Raw genomic sequence first — 20575 nt, forward strand, 5'->3', positions numbered from 1 at the left:
AGACCGCAGGAGAGAAACGATGAAGAGCAATACGACAACCATTCTGGTCGCGGCTGGCGCATTGCTGGTCGGCGGCGTGGCCACCGCGGCCTTCATGAACAACCGCGACAAGCAGGAGTTCGCCGGCAGCGGCGACGTGCGTCCGGCGGCGGACAGTGTTGCCGGCGACGCGGTCGCAGGCAACGACGTCGGCGGCAAGCTGGAATACGCAGACGTGGTGCGGGTCGATCCGATCACGCAGAAGGAACAGCGCTACGCCGAGGTGATCGGCACCGAGCCGCTGCGCGAGACTTCCACCACCACCACCCCGCGCCAGGTCTGCAACGACGTGGTGGTGCAGGAGCGCCTGCCCGAGCGCGACGGCAACGTCGGCGGCACCGTGGTCGGTGCGGTGGTCGGCGGGCTGCTCGGCAACCAGGTCGGCCATGGCAACGGCCGCAAGGCGGCGACCGCGGCCGGCGCAGTGGCCGGCGGCTTCATCGGCAACCAGGTCGACCGCAACCACGTCGGCGGCCGCGTGGTCGATCGCACCGAGCGCCAGTGCCACACCGAGAACAGCACCGCCGAGTCCTCGCGCATCACCGGCTACAACGTGACCTACCGCAACGACGACGGCAGCACCGGCACCATGCGCACCGACAGCAAGCCGGGCAGCCGCATCGCCTTGGGCAAGGACGACGTGGTCAAGGGCTACGAGGTCACCTACCGCTACGACGGCCAGGAGAAGACCGTGCGCATGGACGACAAGCCCAGCAGCGACCGCCTGCCGGTGCTGGACGGGCGCCTGGTCACCCAGACCGCCTCGGCCGGCGACGTGATCAGCCAGCGCTGAGTCTCGCCGCGGCAGCAGGGAGAAAAGGTCGGCCAGGTGCCGGCCTTTTCTTTTTCCGGAGCGCGGGCAGGCCGATACAATGCGGCTTTCGCCTGCCGAGTCCCGCCATGCCGTTGCCTTGCGACGATCTGTTCAACGTGGCCGCGCTGCTGAGCGAGGAGGAGCGCGCGATCCAGCAGGCGGTGGCGCGCTTCGTCGATGCCAGGGTGCTGCCGATCATCGGCGATGCGTTCGACCAGGCGCGGTTCCCCGCCGAACTGGTGCCGGACCTGGCGCAACTGGGCCTGCTCGGCGCCACGCTGCCGCCCGCCGACGGCGGCGCCGGGCTCAATGCGGTCTGCTACGGCCTGATCTGCCAGGAACTGGAACGCGGCGACAGCGGGCTGCGCAGCTTCGTCAGCGTGCAGTCCTCGCTGTGCATGTATCCGATCCACGCCTATGGCAGCCAGGCGCAGCGGCAGCGCTGGTTGGCGGCGATGGCCGCCGGCACCGCGATTGGCTGCTTCGGCCTGACCGAGGCGCAGGGCGGTTCCGACCCGGCCGCGATGCAGACCCGCGCGGTGCGCGACGGCGACGGCTGGCGCCTGAGCGGCAGCAAGATGTGGATCACCAACGGCAGCCTGGCCGACGTGGCGATCGTGTGGGCGCAGACCGAGGACGGGGTGCAGGGTTTCCTGGTCGAAGCCGGCACGCCGGGCTTCGCGACGCAGGACATCGCGCACAAGATGAGCCTGCGCGTCTCGGTGACCTCGGCGCTGTTCCTGGACGACGTGCGCGTGGCGGACACGCAGCGGCTGCCGGGCGTGCGCGGGCTGAAAGGCCCGCTGGGCTGCCTGACCCAGGCCCGCTACGGCATCAGCTGGGGCGCGATCGGCGCGGCGATCGCCTGCCTGCGCGAGGCGCTGGCCTATGCCGGCGAACGCATCCTGTTCGGACGCCCGCTGGCGGCCACGCAGAGCGCGCAGATCAAGCTGGCCGACATGGCCCGGCGCATCGCCGGCGCGCAGCTGTTGGCGCTGCAGCTGGGCCGGCTCAAGGATGCAGGCGCACTGCAGCCGGCGCAGGTGTCGCTGGCGAAGTGGAACAACGTGCGCATGGCGCTGGACATCGCCCGCGAATGCCGCGACCTGCTCGGCGGCGCCGGCATCACCACCGAATACGGCGCCATCCGCCATGCCTTGAACCTGGAATCGGTGATCACCTACGAAGGCACCGAGACCGTGCACCAACTGGTGGTCGGCCGCGAGCTGACCGGCATCAATGCGTTCTGAACCGGTGCGCGCCGCGGCCATGGCGCCCGGGGCAATGGACAGGCACGAGGAGGCGAGGGCATGAGCATTTTCGATTTGCAACTGGACACCGGGCGTCTGCTGCTGCGCCCGCCGAGCGCGGCGGATTTCGACGACTTCTGCCGGTTCACCGGCGATGCCGAGACGATGCGCCATCTGGGCGGCGTGCAACCGCCGCCGGTGGCCTGGCGCGCGCTGGCGGCGCTGGTCGGCAGCTGGCAGTTGCAAGGGTTTTCGATGTTCTCGGTGATCGAGAAGCGCAGCGGGCAATGGATCGGCCGGGTCGGGCCGTGGCAGCCGCATGGCTGGCCGGGGACCGAGGTCGGCTGGGGGATCGCGCGCCCGTACTGGGGCCAGGGCTATGCGCCGGAAGCGGCGCGCGCCTCGATCGACTGGGCGTTCGCGCAATTGGGCTGGACCGAGGTGATCCACACCATCGCCGCCGACAACGCCAATTCCAAGGCGGTCGCGGCCAAGCTGGGCGCGCGCTACCTGCGCCAGGATCGCCTGCCCGAGCCGCTGCAGGCGCACGAGGTGGAAGTGTGGGGGCAGTCGCGCGCGGACTGGCAGGGGCGGCGCTGAGCGGCCTGGCGGCGGTCGCCTTGGCCGTATTCACCTGGCCACGCTGCGCCGGCGGCTAGGCTGCAAGCCCCAAATCGGTCAGGAGTACACCATGAGCCAGTACCGCATCGCCGTCTTCGTCGGCAGCCTGCGCAAGGAGTCGTTCAACCGGCGCCTGGCGCTGGCGCTGGAGAAACTGGTCGGCGACCGCGCCCGCTTCGAGTACGTGGAAATCGGCGACCTGCCGCTGTACGACCAGGACCAGGATCACGACTATCCGGAGCAGGGCAAGCGGCTGAAGGCTCAGGTCAGCGACGCCGACGCGGTGCTGTTCGTCACCCCCGAGTACAACCGCTCGATCCCCGGCGTGCTCAAGAACGCGATCGACCTGGGCTCGCGGCCCTACGGCGACAGCGCCTTCGCCGGCAAGCCGGCAGCGGTGTGCGGAGCGTCGCCGGGCACGCTCGGCACCGCGCTGGCGCAGCAGCACCTGCGCAACGTGCTGGCCTACCTGGACATGCCGGTGCTGAGCCAGCCGGAGGTGTTCGTGCAGTTCAAGGACGGCTTGATCGAGGCCGACGGCAGCATCGGCAACGACGATACGCGCAAGTTCCTGCAGGGCTTCGTCGACAAGTTCATCGCCTGGGTCGACGAACTGCAGGCCTGAGCCGGCGACCCCGCGATCTCAGCGGATGCGACGCACAACGGCGATGCTGCATCGCCGCGGCGATCGCCTTGCGTGGCGCGGCCTGCGTGCAGTTCTCAACGGGTTGTCCACAGACTTGTCCCTAGCCGCGCCGCACGCCGCTGACTAAGATGGCCGGCCGGGTCGCGCCATCGGCGCCGCCCGCCGACCGCGCCCCCCAGAGAGAAGATCCAGCCCATGTCCGCCCGTCCCGGCTACCGCGGCGACCGCAAAAGCGAGCGTGGCGAACGCAGCGAGCCGCGTATCGATCAGTTGCGCGTGCCGCCGCATTCGATCGAGGCCGAACAGGCCGTGCTCGGCGGCTTGATGCTGGCGCCCGACGCCTACGACCGGGTCAACGACCAGCTCACCGACAACGATTTCTACCGGCGCGATCATCAGCTGATCTACCGCGCGATCCGCGAGCTGGCCGAGAAGGGCCGCCCGTTCGATGCGGTGACCCTGGGCGAGTGGTTCGAGTCGCAGGGCAAGCTGGAGATGGTCGGCGACGGCGCTTACCTGATCGAACTGGCCAGCACCACGCCGTCGGCGGCCAACATCGCCGCCTATGCCGAGATCGTGCGCGACAAGGCGGTGCTGCGGCAGCTGATCGAGGTCGGTACCACCATCGTCAACGACGGCTTCCAGCCGGAAGGGCGCGAGAGCGCGGAGCTGCTGGCCAGCGCCGAGAAGGCGGTGTTCAAGATCGCCGAGGCCGGCGCGCGCGGGCGCAGCGATTTCGTGGCCATGCCCGGCGCGTTGAAGGACGCGTTCGAGGAATTGCGCAGCCGCTTCGAGAACGGCGGCAACATCACCGGCCTGCCCACCGGCTACAGCGACTTCGACGCGATGACCGCCGGGCTGCAGCCGACCGACCTGATCATCCTGGCCGCGCGTCCGGCGATGGGCAAGACCACCCTGGCGCTGAACATCGCCGAGTACGCCGCGATCAAGTCGAAGAAGGCGGTGGCGGTGTTCTCGATGGAAATGTCGGCCTCGCAGCTGGCGATGCGCCTGATCTCCTCCAACGGCCGCATCAACGCCCAGCGCCTGCGTACCGGCCAGCTCGAGGACGAGGACTGGGCGCGGGTCACCGGCGCGATCAAGATGCTGAAGGAAACCAAGATCTTCATCGACGACACGCCCGGCGTGTCGCCGGAGATCCTGCGCTCCAAGGCGCGCCGGCTCAAGCGCGAGCACGACCTGGGGCTGATCGTCATCGACTACCTGCAGCTGATGTCGGTGCCGGGCAACAGCGAGAACCGCGCCACCGAGATCTCCGAGATCTCGCGTTCGCTCAAGGGCCTGGCCAAGGAGCTGGGCGTGCCGGTGATCGCGCTGTCGCAGCTCAACCGCTCGCTGGAAACGCGTACCGACAAGCGCCCGGTGATGGCCGACCTGCGCGAATCCGGCGCGATCGAGCAGGACGCGGACATGATCGTGTTCATCTACCGCGACGATTACTACAACAAGGAAAATTCGCCGGACAAGGGCCTGGCCGAGATCATCATCGGCAAGCATCGCGGCGGCCCGACCGGCTCGTGCAAGCTCAAGTTCTTCGGCGAATACACCCGCTTCGACAACCTGTCGCACGATTCGGTGGGCGCGTTCGAGTAGGCGCCGCACGCGACCCGCAACGCCGGCCGCGCGATTGCTGCGCTGCAGTGGATGCGGCCGGCGGCGCGCGTATTCATCCGGGCACAGCGATACTTCTGTCACAGAGCGCTTTGACCGCGCTCAACCTCAATCCGTGATGGTCGATACCCGGAGGGAACCCTTCCTGGATCCCGCCCATGCCGTTGACCGTCACCCATGCGGAAACCGCCGACCGCGATGCCGTCGCTGCGGTCGCCGCGTTGCGCGCGCAACTGGGCGCCGCGCCGCTGGACGCCGTGCTGCTGTTCTGCGATGCCGAATACGATCTGGACGCGTTGGGGCCGGCGATCAAGGCCGGCTTCGACTGCCCGGTGATCGGCTGCACCGCTGCCGGCCAGATCGGCGAGCACGGCTTCCAGAGCAACGGCATCCTGGTCGCCGGCCTGCGCGGCGGCGTGCTGCAGGCGCAGCCGCTGCTGATCGCGCCGCTGAGCGACCTGCAGGCGCAGGTCGCGGTGGTGGCCGAGACGGTGCAGGCGGCGACGGCCGACAAGGCCGGGCAGTGCTTCTCGCTGCTGCTGGTCGACGGACTGTCCACCTGCGAGGAATACCTGGCGGCGGCGCTGTACCGGATGATCGGCGACGTGCCGCTGCTCGGCGGCTCGGCCGGCGACAATCTGCGTTTCGAGCGCACCCTGGTCTACTACGACGGCCGCTTCCTGGCCGATGCGGCGGTGCTGACCCTGTTCCATTCGCGGCACCCGTTCGTGGTGTTCAAGCTGCAGCACTTCGTCGCCAGCGAGATCGAACTGGTGGTCACCGACGCCGATCCGGCGCGGCGCCTGATCCGCGAGATCAATGGCGAGCCGGCCGCGCTGGCCTACGCGCAGGCGATCGGCGTGCCGCTGGAAGAACTGGAGCCGAAGGTGTTCTCGACCTATCCGCTGCTGCTGACCTTGAGCGGCGAGCCCTACGTGCGTTCGATCCTGCGCGTCAACGAGGACTTGTCGATGACCTGCTACTGCGCGGTGGAAGAGGGCATGGTGGTGTCGGTCGGCCAGGCGGTGGACGTGATGGAAACGCTGCAGCAGGCCTTTGCCGAAGTGCACGAGACGATATCCGACCCGGCGCTGGTGATCGGTTGCGATTGCATCCTGCGCCGCCTGGAGTTCGGCCAGTCGCAGATGCAGCAGCAGGTCGGCGCGTTCATGGCGCAGCAAGGCGTGTTCGGTTTCTCCACCTACGGCGAGCAGTTCAACGGCTTGCACGTCAACCAGACCTTTACCGGCGTGGCGATCGGGAGATGAGCATGTCCGCAGATGCAGCGACGGTCCCGATCCTGGCGCATGCCGCAACCGCGCCGCTGGAGAGCGGCGAGACGGCGTTGATCGCCGAGTTGCGCCGGCAACTGGCCGCGCGCGACAAGGTGATCGCCGTGTTGAAGAAGCGGGTCACCGCGCGCGACGATGCGGCGGCCTCGCCGCTGGCGACGCTGCAGCAGAACATCGCGCTGGGCAAGGTGGTGGCGCTGAAGACGCAGGAGCTGAGCCGCGAGCGGCAGGAGCTGGAGCATGCCCTGGCCGACCTCGGCAAGGCCCAGGTCGCGCTGCTGCAGGCGCAGAAGATGGAGTCGATCGGCCAGCTCGCCGCCGGCATCGCCCACGAGATCAACACGCCGGCGCAGTACGTGCGCGACAACCTGGCCTTCGTGTGCAAGGCCAAGCAGATCCTCGACCACGTGTTCGACATGACCTTCGCTATCGTCGATGCGGCGCGTGCGCAGGGCGTGGCGCCGGAGCTGGTGGCCGCGCTTGACGCGCAGGTGACCTCGTCCAAGTTCCAGTACCTGCGCAAGCAGACCCCCGAGGCCTTGCAGCAGTCGCTGGAAGGGCTGGACCGCATCACCAAGATCGTCAGTGCGATGAAGACCTTCTCGCATCCCTCGGCCGGCGAGAAGGAACCGGTCGACCTGCGCGAGCTGGTCGCCACCACCATCACCGTCGCCCGCAACGAATGGAAGTACGTGGCCGAGATCGAGACCGATTTCGCCGCGGACGTGCCAATGGTGCCGTGCCTGCGCGACGAGATCGGCCAGGTGTTGCTGAACCTGGTGGTCAACGCAGCGCATGCGATCGGCGACACGCTGGTGCCGGGCGAGCGCGAGCAGGGCCGGATCCGCATCATCCTGCGGCGTGCCGGCGACAGCCACGTGGACCTGTGCGTCAGCGACGACGGTCCGGGCATTCCCGAGGCGATCCGGACCAAGGTGTTCGATCCGTTCTTCACCACCAAGCCGGTCGGCAAGGGCACCGGCCAGGGCCTGGCGATCGCCTATTCGGCGGTGGTGGAAAAGCACCAGGGACGGATCTTCTTCGAACCGCCGGCGGACCAGCGCGGCACCACGTTCGTGGTGCGGCTGCCGTTGAACGCCGTGGCGGGCTGAACGATGCGCGTGCTGTTCGTCGACGACGAGAAGCAGGTGCTGGCCGGCCTCGAGCGCACCATGTTCATGGCCGACCGCGATTGGGACGTGGCCTTCGCCGGCAGCGGCGCCGAGGCGCTGGTCGCGCTGCGGGCGCAACCGGCCGACGTGGTGGTCTCGGACATGCGCATGCCGATGATGGACGGCGCCGAATTGCTGCGCCAGGTGCGCGACAGTTGCCCACGCACCATCCGCATCATCCTGTCCGGGCATACCGAACAGGAAGCGGCGCTGCGTTCGCTGGACGTGGCCCATCAGTTCCTGGCCAAGCCCTGCGAGGGCGATGCGCTGATCGAAGCGATCGACCGCGCCGTGGCGCTGCAGGTGCTGCTAGACGATCCGGCGGTGCAGGCGGTGGCCGGACGCATCGGCGGGTTGCCGTCGGCACCGCGCATGTTCGCGCGGCTCAACCGCCTGCTCGGCGACCCCGCTGCCGGCGTGGCGCAGGTGGCCGCGGTGGTGGAAGGCGACCCGGCGCTGGCGGCCAAGGTGCTGCAGCTGGCCAATTGCGCGTTCTTCGGCAACGGCCATCGCGTGGCCGAGATCAAGGACGCGGTCAACCGCATCGGCATCGGTCTGCTGCGTACGCTGGTGCTGGCCAGCGAGGTGTTCCACAGCGACGCCGGCGACTCGGCCGACGCGATCCGCACCGATGCGGTGCGCGCGTCGCGGCTGGCGGCGGTGGTCGGCAAGGGCCACGTCGCCGAGGACGTGGTCACGACCGCGGCGCTGCTGGCCAACGTCGGCGCGTTGCTGCCGGACGTCGAGCGCCTGTGCCGCGATGCCGATCCGCACGGGCGCGGCTTCCCGTCGCATGCGGAGATCGGCGCCTACCTGCTCGGCGTGTGGGGCCTGCCCGGGGCGATCGTCGAGGCGGTCGCCCATCACCGCGCGCCGCGCCGGGTCGAGCATCGCCAGTTCGATGCGATCGGCGTGGTGCATGTGGCGGTGGCGCTGGCCCAAGGCCAGGCGCCTGATATGGAGTACCTGCAGGCGATGGGCGTGGCCGCGCAGCTGCCGCAGTGGCAGGCGGCGTGCGCGCAGATTCGCGAAGCGGAGGTCGTGTCATGAGCGAGCCGGAACTGCCGCGCATCCTGTGCGTGGACGACGAACCCAATCTGCTGGCGGCGCTGGAGCGCAACCTGTTCGGCCAGTTCGACGTGGTCACCGCCAATGGCGGCGAGGCCGGACTGGCCGCGATCGCCGCCGGCCCGCCGTTCGCGGCGATCGTGTCAGATATGCGCATGCCGGGCATGGACGGCGCCGCGTTCCTGGCCGCGGCGCGCGCGCGCGCGCCGGACAGCGTGCGCCTGCTGCTGACCGGGCAGGCCGATGCGACCTCGGCGATCGCCGCGATTAACCAGGGCGCGATCTTCCGCTTCCTGTGCAAGCCGTGCCCGACCGAGGAACTGGTCGCCGCGCTGGAACAGGCGGTGGCGCTGCATCGCGCCACGCTGCTGGAACGCGAGCTGCTGGAAACCACGCTGGCCGGCACCACGCGCATGCTCACCGAGGTGCTGTCGATGGTCGCGCCGTGGGCGTTCCAGCGCTCGGCGCAACTGCAGGCCTGCGTCAGCCACGTCACCGCCAAGCTGCCGTGGCCCAACCGCTGGATGGTGGAAGTGGCCGCGGCGTTGAGCCACATCGGCTGCGTCAGCGTGCCGGGCGACATCGTGCAGCGCGAGATCGCCGGCGACGAACTGTCCGAGGAAGAGCAGAAACTGATCGACGGCCATCCGCTGGTCGCGTACCGGCTGCTGACGGCGATCCCGCGCATGCAGGCGGTGGCAGAGATCGTGCGCTACCAGGCGCTGCCGCCGCCGGCCGACGCCTCGCCGGACGTGGTCCGCGGCGCGCAGCTGCTGCGCGCCTCGCTGCTGCTGGTGCGCGGGCTGGCGCGCAAGCTGCCGTTGGCGCACGCGGTACAGGAGCTGCGCAAGGTCGAGCCGCCGCTGCCGCGCGGCCTGATCGACGCGCTCGCCGACCTGCAGCTCAATACCCGCAGCGGCATCCGCAAGGCCAAGGTCTGCGATCTGGTGCCGGGCTGGCGCCTGGAGCAGGACGTGGTGTCCAAGCGCGGCATGATGCTGCTGGCGCACGGCAGCGAACTGAGCCTCACCTCGGTCCTGGCCTTGCGCAATCTGCAGGCGGCCGGCGCCATCGTCGAGCCGCTGCTGGTCAGCTACGGCAACCAGGAACAGTCCGGCGCGCCGGTCGCGGCCTAGCCAGCGCGCCAGCCGGCACCCGCGCCGGCGCCGCGCGCGCTCACGCCGGCTGCGCGCCGGCCCCGCGTATCCTTGCGCGTCCTTTTCCGGCCCGTCCTGCGCATGAGCTACGCCATCGTCTGGTTCCGGCGCGACCTGCGCCTGCACGATCAACCCGCGTTGCATGCGGCGCTGGCCGCCGGGCACACGCCGGTGCCGGTGTACGTGCACAGTCCCGGCGACGAGGGCGCCTGGGCCGCCGGCACGGCCTCGCTGAGCTGGCTGCAGCGCTCGCTGGCCGCGCTCGACGCGCAACTGCAATCGTGCGGATCGCGGCTGATCCTGCGCCAGGGTCCGGCCGAGACCGTGCTGCGCGAGCTGATCGCCGAATGCGGCGCGGTCGCGGTGTACTGGAACCACCGCTACGAACCGGCCACGCAGCCGCGCGACGCCCGGCTCAAGCGCGAACTGCGCCAGCAGGGCCTGGAGGTGCACAGCCACAACGGTGCGCTGCTGTTCGAGCCGTGGCAGCTGGCGACCCAGCAGGGCGGGCCGTACAAGGTGTTCACGCCGTTCTGGCGCAGCGCGCTGAGCCATTGGCAGGTGCCGGCGCTCTTGCCCGCGCCGAAGACGCTGCCGCCACCGCCGCCGGCACTGCACAGCCTGCCGCTGGAACAACTGGGACTGGCGCCGGCGCTGGGCTGGGACCGCGGTTTCTGGGAGCTATGGCGACCGGGCGAAGCGGGCGCGCACGAGGCGCTGGAGGTGTTCGTCGACGGCGCCCTGCGCGGCTACGTCGCCGGCCGCGACCGTCCCGACCAGGTCGGCACCTCGCGCCTGTCGCCGCACCTGCATTTCGGCGAGATCGCGCCGTGGCGGATCGTCGCGGCACTGGAAAACGAGCGCAGCGCCGCCACCGGCGCGGCGATCGACGGCTACATCCGCCAGCTGGGCTGGCGCGACTTCGCCCATCACCTGCTGCACCATTTCCCGGCCACACCCGAGCACAACCTCAATCCGCGCTTCGCCCGGTTCCGCTGGGCCACGCCGGATCCGGCGCAACTGCAGGCCTGGCAGCGCGGCCGCACCGGCGTGCCGATCGTCGACGCCGGCCTGCGCGAACTGTGGCATACCGGCTGGATGCACAACCGGGTGCGGATGATCGTCGCCAGCTACCTGTGCAAGCACTTGCGCGTGCATTGGTCCGAAGGCGCGCGCTGGTTCTGGGACACGCTGGTCGATGCCGACCTGGCCAACAACACGCTCGGCTGGCAGTGGGTGGCGGGCACCGGCGCCGACGCCGCGCCGTACTTCCGCGTGTTCAATCCGGTGACGCAGGCGCAGAAGTTCGATCCGCAGGGCCGCTATATCGCGCGCTGGGTGCCGGAGCTGGCGGCGCTGCCGGTGGCCGAGCGCTTCGCGCCGTGGCTGTCGCCGCAGCGCCTGGCCGCCAGCGCGCCGCACTATCCGCGGCAGCCGATCGTGGACCTGGCCGCCGGACGCGACGCCGCGCTGGCCGCCTACCGCGAGACCGGCGGCGGCTGACGCGGGCGAATGCGGTGCGCGCGTGCTGCGCTGCGGCGTGAACCGCGGCAGCGCGGGGCAGGGCGCCGCGATTGACGCCCTTCGCCGCGCCATGATTCACTCCGGCCAGGCACAGGAGCATGCATGGCCACCAGCACAGCCCGCCGCAAGCCGCGGCGCGAACCGATGTCGCGCGTGGATACCGCCTGGTTGCGGATGGAGCGGCCGACCAATCCGATGATGATCACCGGCGTGCTGATGCTCGACGAGGCGCTGTCGCTGTCGCAGTTCAAGCAGTTGGTGCGCAAACGCTTCCTGTCGTTTCCGCGCTTCCAGCAAAAGCCGGTGGACACCGCGACCGGCGCCTACTGGCAACACGACGACGACTTCGACCTGGACTGGCACGTGCGCCTGTCGGCCCTGCCCGGACGCGGCGGCAAGAAGGCGCTGGAACGCTTCGCCGGGCAGATGGCGTCCACGCCCTTGGACAAGACCAAGCCGCTGTGGCAGTTCCATCTGATCGAACGCTATGAAGGCGGCTCGGCGCTGGTCGCGCGCATCCACCACAGCTACGCCGACGGCATCGCCCTGGTGCAGGTGCTGCTGTCGCTGACCGACATGCAGCGCGTGCCGGAACCATCGGCGCAGTTGGGCCGCGCCTGGCTGAAGGACGACGGCAAGGAAGTGGTGCGCCGGGTCGGCGCCATCGACCGCTACCTGAAACTGGGCGGGCGCATGCTCGACAAGGGCCGCGAGATGTACCAGGACCCGAACCTGGCGCAGATGCTGGCCAAGGAAGGCGGCCTGATCGGCCGCGAACTGGCCAATGCGTTGCTGCTGTCCGACGATCCGCCGACGCTGCTGCGTGGGCGTCTGGGGGTCAGCAAGCGGGTGGCCTGGGCCGCGCCGCTGGACCTGGACGAAGTGAAGGCGGTCGGCCGCGCCTGCGACTGCACGGTCAACGACGTGCTGATGGCGACGATGGCCGGCGCCCTGCGCGATTACATGCTCGAGCGCGGCGAGCAGTTGGACGGGGTGACCCTGCGCGCCACCGTGCCGGTCAACCTGCGCCCGCTGGAACACGCGCGCAAGCTCGGCAACCATTTCGGGCTGGTGTTCCTGGACCTGCCGGTCGGCGAGGCCAATCCGGTGCGGCGCGTGCAGCGCGTGGCCGAATCGATGCAGCAGCTCAAGCAATCGCGGCAGGCGATGGTGGTGTTCGGGCTGCTGGCCGCGGTGGGCATGGCGCCGGCGGCGCTGCAGTCGCTGGCGCTGGACCTGTTCAGCCGCAAGGCGACCACCGTGGCGACCAACGTGCCGGGACCGCAGCAGCCGCTGTATCTGGCCGGCAGCCGCGTGCGCGAGATGATGTTCTGGGTGCCGCAGACCGGTTCGATCGGGGTCGGCGTGTCGATCATGAGCTACAACCACCGCGTGCACTTCGGCCTGATCGGCGACGCGCGGCTGATTCCCGACCCGGATGCGGTGATGCGCCGGATCGGCGCCGAATTCGAGAAGCTGCTGTACCTGGCGCTGATGGGCGACTGGGAGCATCCGCTGCGCGCAGCGGATGCGGACGCGCTGCTGCCGGTTTCCTGAACAGGGCGCATGCGGGCGCAGCGCGACCCGCGCGGCGTTCATGCCCGTCTCGCAGGCGCTTGTTTATGCTTGCTCCCACTTCAATCCAGATGTGGGAGAGAGCGCGATGAAACGCACCGTCATTCAAGGCATGTCCGTGGCGCTGGCCAGCGCGCTGCTGTTGTCCGCCTGCGCCACCGGCGGTTCCTACGTGCAGCGCGACCAATACGGCAATCCGACCGAACAGCAGAACAACCGCACCGGCCGCGGCGCGCTGATCGGCACCGCGGTCGGCGTCGCCGCCGGCCTGCTCAGCGGCAGCAGCGCCACCGAGCGCCGCCAGCACGCGATGATCGGCGCCGGGATCGGCGCGCTCAGCGGCGCGGCGATCGGCAACTACCAGGATCGCCAGGAGCGCGCGCTGCGCGAGCGCACCGCCAACACCGGCATCGACGTGCGCCGCGACGGCGACAACATCACCCTGAACCTGCCCGACGGCATCACCTTCGACTTCAACCAGTCCACGCTGAAGCCGCAGTTCTATTCGGCGCTCAACGGCGTGGCCTCGACCCTGGGCGAATACAACCAGACCATGATCGAAGTGGTCGGGCACACCGACAGCATCGGCAGCGATGCGGTCAACCAGCGCCTGTCCGAGCAGCGTGCCGCCTCGGTGGCCGCGTACCTGACCGCGCAGGGCGTGCAGCGCGAACGCATCGAGACGCTGGGTGCGGGCAAGAAGTACCCGATCGCCGACAACAGCACCGAGGCCGGCCGCGCGCAGAACCGCCGGGTCGAGATCCGCGTGGTGCCGCTGCGTTCCTGAGCGGCGTCCACCAAGCCGGAAATGCGAACGGGCCGCGGATGCGGCCCGTTTCGCGTTGTGCGCCACCGGCGCGCCGGCGTGTGCCGAGGTCGCCCCGGGATCGCCGCGCGCAGGACCGGGGCCAGCGGCCGCGGTCGCCGCCCGCCTGCCTGCTCAGACCAGCGCTTCTTCCTCCAGCTCCTGCGCCGGTTCCGCCTCCGCCTCTTCCAGCGATGGCAGTTCGACCAACTGCGGCAACGCCAGGGTCTGGGTATTCATCGCCACGCCGCTGCACAGGGTGAACTCGGCGCCGCTGTCGGCGTGTTGCGTGGCCAGCTTGGCCGGGCACTGCGCCAGCATGTAGTTGACGTCGAAGTTGAGCTTGTCGACCAGGAAATCGACGAAGGCGCGGACCTTCGGCGACAGCATGCGCCCGCCGGGAAACACCGCGTTGAAATCCAGGTCCGGGCCGACCCAGCCGCCGAGCACGCGGCGCGCCTTGCCGGCCTCGATCAGCGGCTTGATCGTCGCGTCGCTGGCCAGCACCAGGCCTTCGCCGCAGACCAGCCCGCCGATCAGCGCGGCCGAGTCGTTGGCGACCAGGATCGGCTGGATCGCGAAGTCGCCGCTCTGCTTGCCGTTGCGCAGCGGCCAGCTGAGCCGGTTGTTGCCGTTGCGGCCATTGCTCAGCGCCAGCGTGCGGTGGTGTTGCAGGTCGTCCGGATGCAGCGGCTCGCCGTGGCGCTCGATGTAGTTGGGGCTGGCGAACACCTGGGTGCGGAAGGTGGCCAGCTTGCGCGCGACCATGGTCGAGTCCAGCAGCGCGCCCATGTGCAGGGCCACGTCCACGCCTTCGGCGATCGGATCGACCTTGTCGCTGGTCATGACCATTTCCAGGCGCACTTCCGGATGCTGCTTGTGGAATTCGCCCAGGATCGGCGCCACCCAGGAAATGCCGGCGGAGTAGGGCACGCTGAAGCGCAGCCAGCCGCGCGGGCCGGCCTGCAGCTGCCCGACCGCGCTCTCGGCTTCCTCCAGTTCGCGGGCGATGCGCTGGCAATGTTCGTGATAGACCGCGCCGGCCTCGGTCAGGCCGAGGCGGCGCGTGGTCCGGTGCAGCAGGCGCGCGCCCAGGCGCGCCTCCAGATCCTGCACCTTTCTGCTGACGGTGGTCTTGGGCAGGCCGAGCGCATTGGCCGCGGCGATGAAGCTGCCTTGCTCGACCACCTTGACGAAGATCAGGGTGTCGTTCAGATCGTGGGTCATGGCGGGTTCCTGAGGGGGTGGAGACGATTGGACCGGTGACGGGACGATTATTCCCCTTAATTCGGACTAATCAAGTGCGGCTTTGGCGCCTAATTTGTACGCATTCGCCGCCACCCAGGCCATTTGCTCATGCTGTTGCGCACTCTGTTCCAGTTTCTCGCAGGCGTCCGTCGCCCGAATCGAGTCGATGGTACGCCCATCGACACGCTGGAAACCGGTTACCTCAAGGCATTTCGTGAATTCACCCCGCCGCCGCGCAGCCAGGCCGGCAGTTCGATGCAGCTCGGCCAGCGCGGCAGCGGCCGACTCGGTCGGATCGCGATTGTCCCGTTTGCGGGAGTAAAAGTCCCGTGAGCGGGACGCTGGACCCGGAGGTGCTGGTGCTCGGCGGCACCGGTAACATCGGTCTGGGCGTGGTCCGCGCCTTGCTCGAAGCCGGCAGTCCGGTCGTGGCCGTGGCGCGCGACCGCGGCCGGTTGCGCGCCTTGCGCGATCGCTACAGCGACGAACCGGCGTTGGACGTGCTGCAGGGCTCGGTCGCCAACGATGCCACCGCCGCCGCCCTGGCGGCGGCCGTGCGCCGCGGCCGCGGGCGCGGGGCGGGGGGGTGGCCCGCCGCGGCCGCCCCCCCCCCCGCCCGGGCGGGGGCCGGGGCGCAGCGGCCGCGGCCGCTGGCCGGGGTGGTCGCCAGCCTCGGCAGCCCGCTGCGCTGCGGGCGCCTGCTGGACCAGCCGGTGACCGCGCTGCGCCGGCGCATGGAAGCCGACCTGCTGCCGCATCTGGCCGCCGCCCGGCACCTGCTGCCGCTGCTGGCGCAGGCCGAGCGCGGCGGCCGCTACATCCTGCTAGGCAGCCCGTGCGCGTTGCGCGCCTGGGCCGGGCATGGCGAAAGCTCGGTGGCCGCGGCCTCGATCCGCATGCTCGCCCAGGTCCTGCACGAAGAAGCCAAGCCGCTGGGCGTGCGCGTGCAACTGCTGTCGCTGACCCATCCGGTCTGCCGCAGCGAAGCCGGCGCCGACGACTGCCCGGAATGGTTCACCACGCTCAGCGTGGGCCGCGCCGCGGTGGCGCTGCTCGCCGACGCCGGCGTGCCGGGCCAGGCCATCGTCGACATCGACAAACACCACTACGCGCATCCACGCACCTCGTTGATGACCGCACCGCATTTTTCTCCTTCCACTCACGAGGTTTCTCCATGAACCCGATTCCGATGTCGTTCCATTCCCCATCGCGTGCCCTGCGCCCGCTGGCCATCGCGCTGCTGGCCGCGGCCCTGGCCGCCTGCGGCGGCAAGGCCGAACAGCAGGGCGCGCCGCCGCCGCCGGCGGTCGGCGTGGCGCCAGCGCTGCAGAAGGAAATCAGCCAGTGGGACGAGTTCAGCGGCCGCGTCGAGGCGGTCGAACACGTCGACCTGCGCCCGCGCGTGTCCGGCTACATCGACAAGGTCAACTACGTCGAAGGGCAGGAGGTGAAGAAGGGCGATGTGCTGTTCACCATCGACGCGCGCAGCTACCGCGCCGAACTGGCGCGCGCCAACGCCGAACTGGCGCGGGCGCGGACCCAGTCCAAGCTCAGCGGCAGCGAGGCGTCGCGCGCCAAGAAGCTGTCCGACCAGCAGGCGATCTCCACCGAGACCTGGGAGCAGCGCCACGCCGCCGCCGAACAGGCCGATGCCGACGTGCTCGCCGCGCAGGCCGCGGTGGATACCGCGCGCCTGAATCTGGAGTGGACCCAGGTCCGCGCGCCGATCGACGGCCACGCCGGCCGCGCCCTGGTCACCGCCGGCAATCTGGTCAGCGCCGGCGACAGCGCCAGCGTGCTGACCACGCTGGTGTCGCTGGACAAGGTGCATGTGTATTTCGATGCCGACGAAGGCACCTTCCTGCGCTATGCGCAGATGGCGCGCAAGGGCGAGCGGCCCAGCGAGCGCGACGGGCAGTTGCCGGTGCAGGTCGGCCTGGTCGGCGAGGACGGGTTCCCGCACGCGGGCAAGGTCGATTTCCTCGATAACCAGATCACCCGCAGCACCGGCACCATCCGCGTGCGCGCCGTGCTCGACAACGCCGATCGCAGCTTCACCCCGGGCCTGTTCGCCCGCGTGCGCCTGCTCGGCAGCGGCCGCTTCAACGCGCTGCTGATCGACGACAGGTCGGTGCTGACCGACCAGGATCGCAAGTATGTCTATGTCGTCGACAAGGACGGCAAGGCGCAGCGTCGCGACGTGCAGCTGGGACGCAGCGCCGAAGGTTTGCGCATCGTGCTCGGCGGGCTCAACCCCGGCGACCGCGTCATCGTCGACGGGGTGCAGAAAGTGTTCATGCCGGGCATGCCGGTGCAGGCCAAGCCGGTGGCCCTGGCCACGGCGTCGCCGGCGGCCGCACGCAAGGCCGTCGCGCTCGACTGATCGCTTCCGACTGACGCCGGAGGCGCGCACAGCGTCGTAGACCGGCCGCGCTGGCGGCCGGTGCTTGCCGGCCGGGCCACCGTCGTGGCCCGGCGTCGCCGCCGCTTTGCCTGCCTTCCTGTTCGGCCATCCGTTTCACCTTAGTTTCCAGGACCACCACCCATGGACTTTTCCAGATTCTTCATCGACCGGCCGATCTTCGCGGCCGTGCTGTCGATCGTCATCTTCGCCGCGGGACTGATCGCGATCCCGATGCTGCCCATCGGCGAATACCCCGAAGTGGTACCGCCGTCGGTGGTAGTGCGCACGGTGTATCCGGGCGCCAACCCCAAGGTCATCGCCGAGACCGTGTCCACGCCGCTGGAGGAAGCGATCAACGGCGTCGAGAACATGATGTACATCAAGTCGGTGGCCGGCTCCGACGGCGTGCTGCAGATGACCGTGACCTTCCGCCCGGGAACCGACCCGGACGACGCCGCGGTCAAGGTGCAGAACCGCGTCGCACAGGCGCAGGCGCGCCTGCCCGAGGACGTGCGCCGGCAGGGCGTGACCACGCAGAAGCAGTCGCCGACCTTCCTGATGGTGGTGCACCTGACCTCGCCCAAGGGCAAGTACGACAGCCTGTACCTGCGCAACTACGCGCGCCTGCACGTCAAGGATGCGCTGGCGCGGATCCAGGGCGTGGGCGATGCGCAGGTGTTCGGCGGCGGCGACTACGCCATGCGCGCCTGGCTGGACCCGGAGCGGGTGGCCGCGCGTGGGCTCACCGCCGGCGACGTGGTCGCGGCGATGCGCGAGCAGAACGTGCAGGTCTCGGCCGGCCAGCTCGGCGCCGAGCCGATGCCCGACAGCAAGTTCCTGACCCTGATCAACGCGCAGGGCCGCCTGCGCAGCGAAAAGGAGTTCGGCGACATCGTGCTCAAGGTCGGCGCCGATGGCGAAACCGTGCGCCTGGGCGACGTCGCGCGCCTGGAGCTGGGCGCCGGCGACTACACCCTGCGCTCGCAGCTGGACGGCAAGAACGCGGTCGGCATCGGCATCTTCCAGGCGCCGGGCGCGAACGCGCTGCAGATCCGCGACCAGGTGATCGCCAAGATGGACGAGCTCACCAAGCAGTTCCCGGAGGACGTCAAGTACGAGGCGGTCTACGACACCACGATCTTCGTACGCGACTCGATCACCGCCGTGGTCCACACCTTGCTGGAAGCGGTGCTGCTGGTGGTGCTGGTGGTGATCCTGTTCCTGCAGACCTGGCGCGCCTCGATCATTCCGTTGATCGCGGTCCCGGTGTCGGTGGTGGGTACCTTCGCCGCGCTGTACGTGCTGGGTTTCTCGATCAACACGCTGACCCTGTTCGGCCTGGTGCTGGCGATCGGCATCGTCGTCGACGATGCGATCGTGGTGGTGGAGAACGTGGAACGCAACATCGAGGAAGGGCTGGCCCCGCTGGCCGCCGCCCACCAGGCGATGCGCGAGGTGTCCGGCCCGATCGTGGCGATCGCGCTGGTGCTGTGCGCGGTGTTCGTGCCGATGGCGTTCCTGTCCGGCGTGACCGGCCAGTTCTACAAGCAGTTCGCGGTGACCATCGCCATCTCCACGGTGATCTCGGCGATCAACTCGCTGACCCTGTCGCCGGCGCTGGCCGCGCGCCTGCTGCGTGCGCACGACGCGCCCAAGGACGGCCCGTCGCGGCTGATGGACCGCCTGTTCGGCGGCTGGCTGTTCCGTCCGTTCAACCGTTTCTTCAACCGCAGCTCCGAGCGCTACCAGGGCAGCGTGTCGCGCATCCTCGGCAGGCGTGGCGTGGTGTTCGTGGTCTATCTCGGCCTGCTGCTGGTCACCGGCGTAATGTTCAAGGCGGTGCCGGCCGGCTTCATCCCGACCCAGGACAAGATGTACCTGATCGCCGGCGTGAAGCTGCCCGAAGGCGCCTCGCTGGAACGCACCGATGCGTTGCTGCGCAAGGTCACCACCATCGCCATGCAGACCGAGGGCGTCGAGCACTCGATCTCCTTCCCCGGTTTGAACGCGTTGCAGTTCACCAATACGCCCAATACCGGCGTGGTGTTCCTGACCTTGAAGCCGTTCGCCAAGCGCCATCGCAGCGCGTTGGAGATCAACGCCGAAATCAACCAGCGCATCTCGCAGTTGGGCGAAGGCATGGCGTTCGCGTTCATGCCGCCGCCGATCCTCGGCCTGGGCAACGGCAACGGCTATCAGCTGTTCATCGAGGACCGCGCCAACCTGGGCTACGGCGCGCTGCAGAATGCGGTCAGCACGATGCAGGGCGCGGTGGCGCAGACCCCGGGCATGAGCTTCCCGATCGGCACCTACCAGGCCAACGTGCCGCAGCTGGATGCCGAGGTCGACCGGGTCAAGGCCAAAGCGCAGGGCGTGGCCCTGACCGATCTGTTCGATACCTTGCAGACCTACCTGGGCTCGGCCTACGTCAACGACTTCAACCAGTTCGGCCGCACCTGGCAGGTGATCGCCCAGGCCGACGCGCCGTTCCGCGAGAACGTGGAGGACATCGCGCGGTTGCGCACCCGCAACGCCGCCGGCGAAATGGTGCCGATCGGCTCGATGGTGACGATCAAGCAGAGCTTCGGTCCGGATCCGGTGTTGCGCTACAACGGCTATCCGGCGGCCGATCTGGCCGGCGAGGCGGATGCGCGCATGCTGTCCTCGGCCGAAGCGATGGCCAAGATCACCCAGATCGCCAAGCAGGTGCTGCCCAACGGCATGGAGATCGAATGGACCGACCTGAGCTATCAGCAGGCGAGCCAGGGCAATGCGGCGATGGTGGTGTTCCCGCTGGCGGTGATGCTGGCGTTCCTGGTGCTCGCCGCGCTGTACGAAAGCTGGACGCTGCCGCTGGCGGTGATCCTGATCGTGCCGATGACGCTGCTGTCGGCGCTGTTCGGGGTGTGGTTGACCGGCGGCGACAACAACGTGTTCGTGCAGGTCGGCCTGGTGGTGCTGATGGGCCTGGCGTGCAAGAACGCGATCCTGATCGTCGAGTTCGCCCGCGAACTGGAGCTGCAGGGCAAGGGCATCGTGGAATCGGCGCTGCAGGCCTGCCGCCTGCGTCTGCGTCCGATCGTGATGACCTCGATCGCGTTCATCGCCGGCACCGTGCCGCTGGTGTTCTCGCATGGCGCCGGCGCGGAAGTGCGCTCGGCCACCGGCATCACCGTGTTCGCCGGCATGCTCGGCGTGACCCTGTTCGGCCTGTTCCTGACCCCGGTGTTCTACGTCGCCCTGCGCAAGCTGTCCGGGCGTCCGCTGGTGTCGCATGCGCCGCCGCACGCCGATGCGCCGATCCACGCTTGATCCTTTCATTCCCCCT

17 protein-coding genes are annotated in these 20575 nt (G+C 69.4%); 16 read left to right on the forward strand and 1 reads right to left on the reverse strand.

Going from position 1 to position 20575, the window contains the following annotated elements:
- Positions 1–19: 19 nt before the first annotated feature.
- The 12 genes from H9658_RS00910 to H9658_RS00965 all read left to right on the forward strand — a co-directional run bounded on the left by H9658_RS00910 (position 20) and on the right by H9658_RS00965 (position 13577).
- Positions 20–832 carry a glycine zipper 2TM domain-containing protein gene (locus tag H9658_RS00910; RefSeq protein WP_179565213.1) on the forward strand — a complete coding sequence of 271 codons (813 nt, stop codon included), beginning with the start codon at positions 20–22 and terminating at the stop codon, positions 830–832.
- 107 nt (positions 833–939) lie between these two features.
- Positions 940–2103, forward strand: coding sequence for an acyl-CoA dehydrogenase family protein (locus tag H9658_RS00915; RefSeq protein ID WP_191824035.1), 1164 nt, complete (start codon positions 940–942; stop codon positions 2101–2103).
- 60 nt (positions 2104–2163) lie between these two features.
- Entirely contained in the window at positions 2164–2703 is a 540-nt protein-coding gene (locus H9658_RS00920; protein ID WP_191824036.1) for a GNAT family N-acetyltransferase, read from the forward strand.
- Between the two features lie 91 nt (positions 2704–2794).
- Complete coding sequence (locus H9658_RS00925) at positions 2795–3349, forward strand: NADPH-dependent FMN reductase (protein WP_179565207.1); 555 nt, start codon at positions 2795–2797, stop codon at positions 3347–3349.
- A 216-nt stretch (positions 3350–3565) separates the two neighbouring features.
- The gene (locus H9658_RS00930; protein WP_179565205.1) at positions 3566–4984 is read left to right on the forward strand and encodes a replicative DNA helicase; all 1419 of its coding nucleotides are present in this window, start codon (positions 3566–3568) and stop codon (positions 4982–4984) included.
- Positions 4985–5160: 176 nt separating this feature from the next.
- Positions 5161–6270: an FIST N-terminal domain-containing protein gene (locus H9658_RS00935; RefSeq protein WP_179565203.1), complete on the forward strand. Its 1110-nt coding sequence runs from the start codon at positions 5161–5163 to the stop codon at positions 6268–6270.
- Between the two features lie 2 nt (positions 6271–6272).
- Positions 6273–7406, forward strand: coding sequence for a sensor histidine kinase (locus H9658_RS00940; RefSeq protein WP_191824037.1), 1134 nt, complete (start codon positions 6273–6275; stop codon positions 7404–7406).
- Between the two features lie 3 nt (positions 7407–7409).
- The gene (locus H9658_RS00945; RefSeq protein ID WP_191824038.1) at positions 7410–8516 is read left to right on the forward strand and encodes an HDOD domain-containing protein; all 1107 of its coding nucleotides are present in this window, start codon (positions 7410–7412) and stop codon (positions 8514–8516) included.
- Positions 8513–9670, forward strand: a complete 1158-nt coding sequence (locus tag H9658_RS00950; RefSeq protein WP_191824039.1) for an HD domain-containing phosphohydrolase — start codon at positions 8513–8515, stop codon at positions 9668–9670. The genes H9658_RS00945 and H9658_RS00950 overlap by 4 nt, the downstream gene beginning before the upstream one ends.
- A 102-nt stretch (positions 9671–9772) precedes the next feature.
- Positions 9773–11194: a cryptochrome/photolyase family protein gene (locus H9658_RS00955; RefSeq protein WP_191824040.1), complete on the forward strand. Its 1422-nt coding sequence runs from the start codon at positions 9773–9775 to the stop codon at positions 11192–11194.
- 123 nt (positions 11195–11317) lie between these two features.
- Positions 11318–12772, forward strand: coding sequence for a WS/DGAT/MGAT family O-acyltransferase (locus H9658_RS00960; RefSeq protein ID WP_179565193.1), 1455 nt, complete (start codon positions 11318–11320; stop codon positions 12770–12772).
- Positions 12773–12878: 106 nt separating this feature from the next.
- Positions 12879–13577 carry an OmpA family protein gene (locus H9658_RS00965; protein WP_185816158.1) on the forward strand — a complete coding sequence of 233 codons (699 nt, stop codon included), beginning with the start codon at positions 12879–12881 and terminating at the stop codon, positions 13575–13577.
- A gap of 153 nt (positions 13578–13730) precedes the next feature.
- On the opposite strand, the gene H9658_RS00970 is transcribed toward H9658_RS00965, so the two are convergent.
- Positions 13731–14822: a LysR family transcriptional regulator gene (locus tag H9658_RS00970; protein WP_191824041.1), complete on the reverse strand. Its 1092-nt coding sequence runs from the start codon at positions 14820–14822 to the stop codon at positions 13731–13733.
- A gap of 129 nt (positions 14823–14951) precedes the next feature.
- Here H9658_RS00970 and H9658_RS00975 point away from each other — a divergent pair, with 129 nt between their 5' ends.
- The 4 genes from H9658_RS00975 (at position 14952) to H9658_RS00990 (ending at position 20559) form a co-directional block, all read left to right on the forward strand.
- Positions 14952–15176 (forward strand): hypothetical protein, encoded by a 225-nt coding sequence (locus H9658_RS00975; protein ID WP_191824042.1) that lies wholly within the window; start codon positions 14952–14954, stop codon positions 15174–15176.
- Positions 15173–16021, forward strand: a complete 849-nt coding sequence (locus H9658_RS00980) for an SDR family oxidoreductase (RefSeq protein ID WP_191824043.1) — start codon at positions 15173–15175, stop codon at positions 16019–16021. The genes H9658_RS00975 and H9658_RS00980 overlap by 4 nt, the downstream gene beginning before the upstream one ends.
- Positions 16022–16032: 11 nt before the next feature.
- Positions 16033–17226: an efflux RND transporter periplasmic adaptor subunit gene (locus H9658_RS00985; RefSeq protein WP_191824263.1), complete on the forward strand. Its 1194-nt coding sequence runs from the start codon at positions 16033–16035 to the stop codon at positions 17224–17226.
- 162 nt (positions 17227–17388) lie between these two features.
- A complete protein-coding gene (locus H9658_RS00990) occupies positions 17389–20559 on the forward strand; it encodes an efflux RND transporter permease subunit (protein ID WP_191824044.1) in 3171 nt (1056 codons plus the stop codon).
- Positions 20560–20575 lie beyond the last annotated feature (16 nt).

Origin of the sequence: Xanthomonas bonasiae (assembly GCF_014836395.1) — a bacterium.
GTDB lineage: Bacteria > Pseudomonadota > Gammaproteobacteria > Xanthomonadales > Xanthomonadaceae > Xanthomonas_A > Xanthomonas_A bonasiae.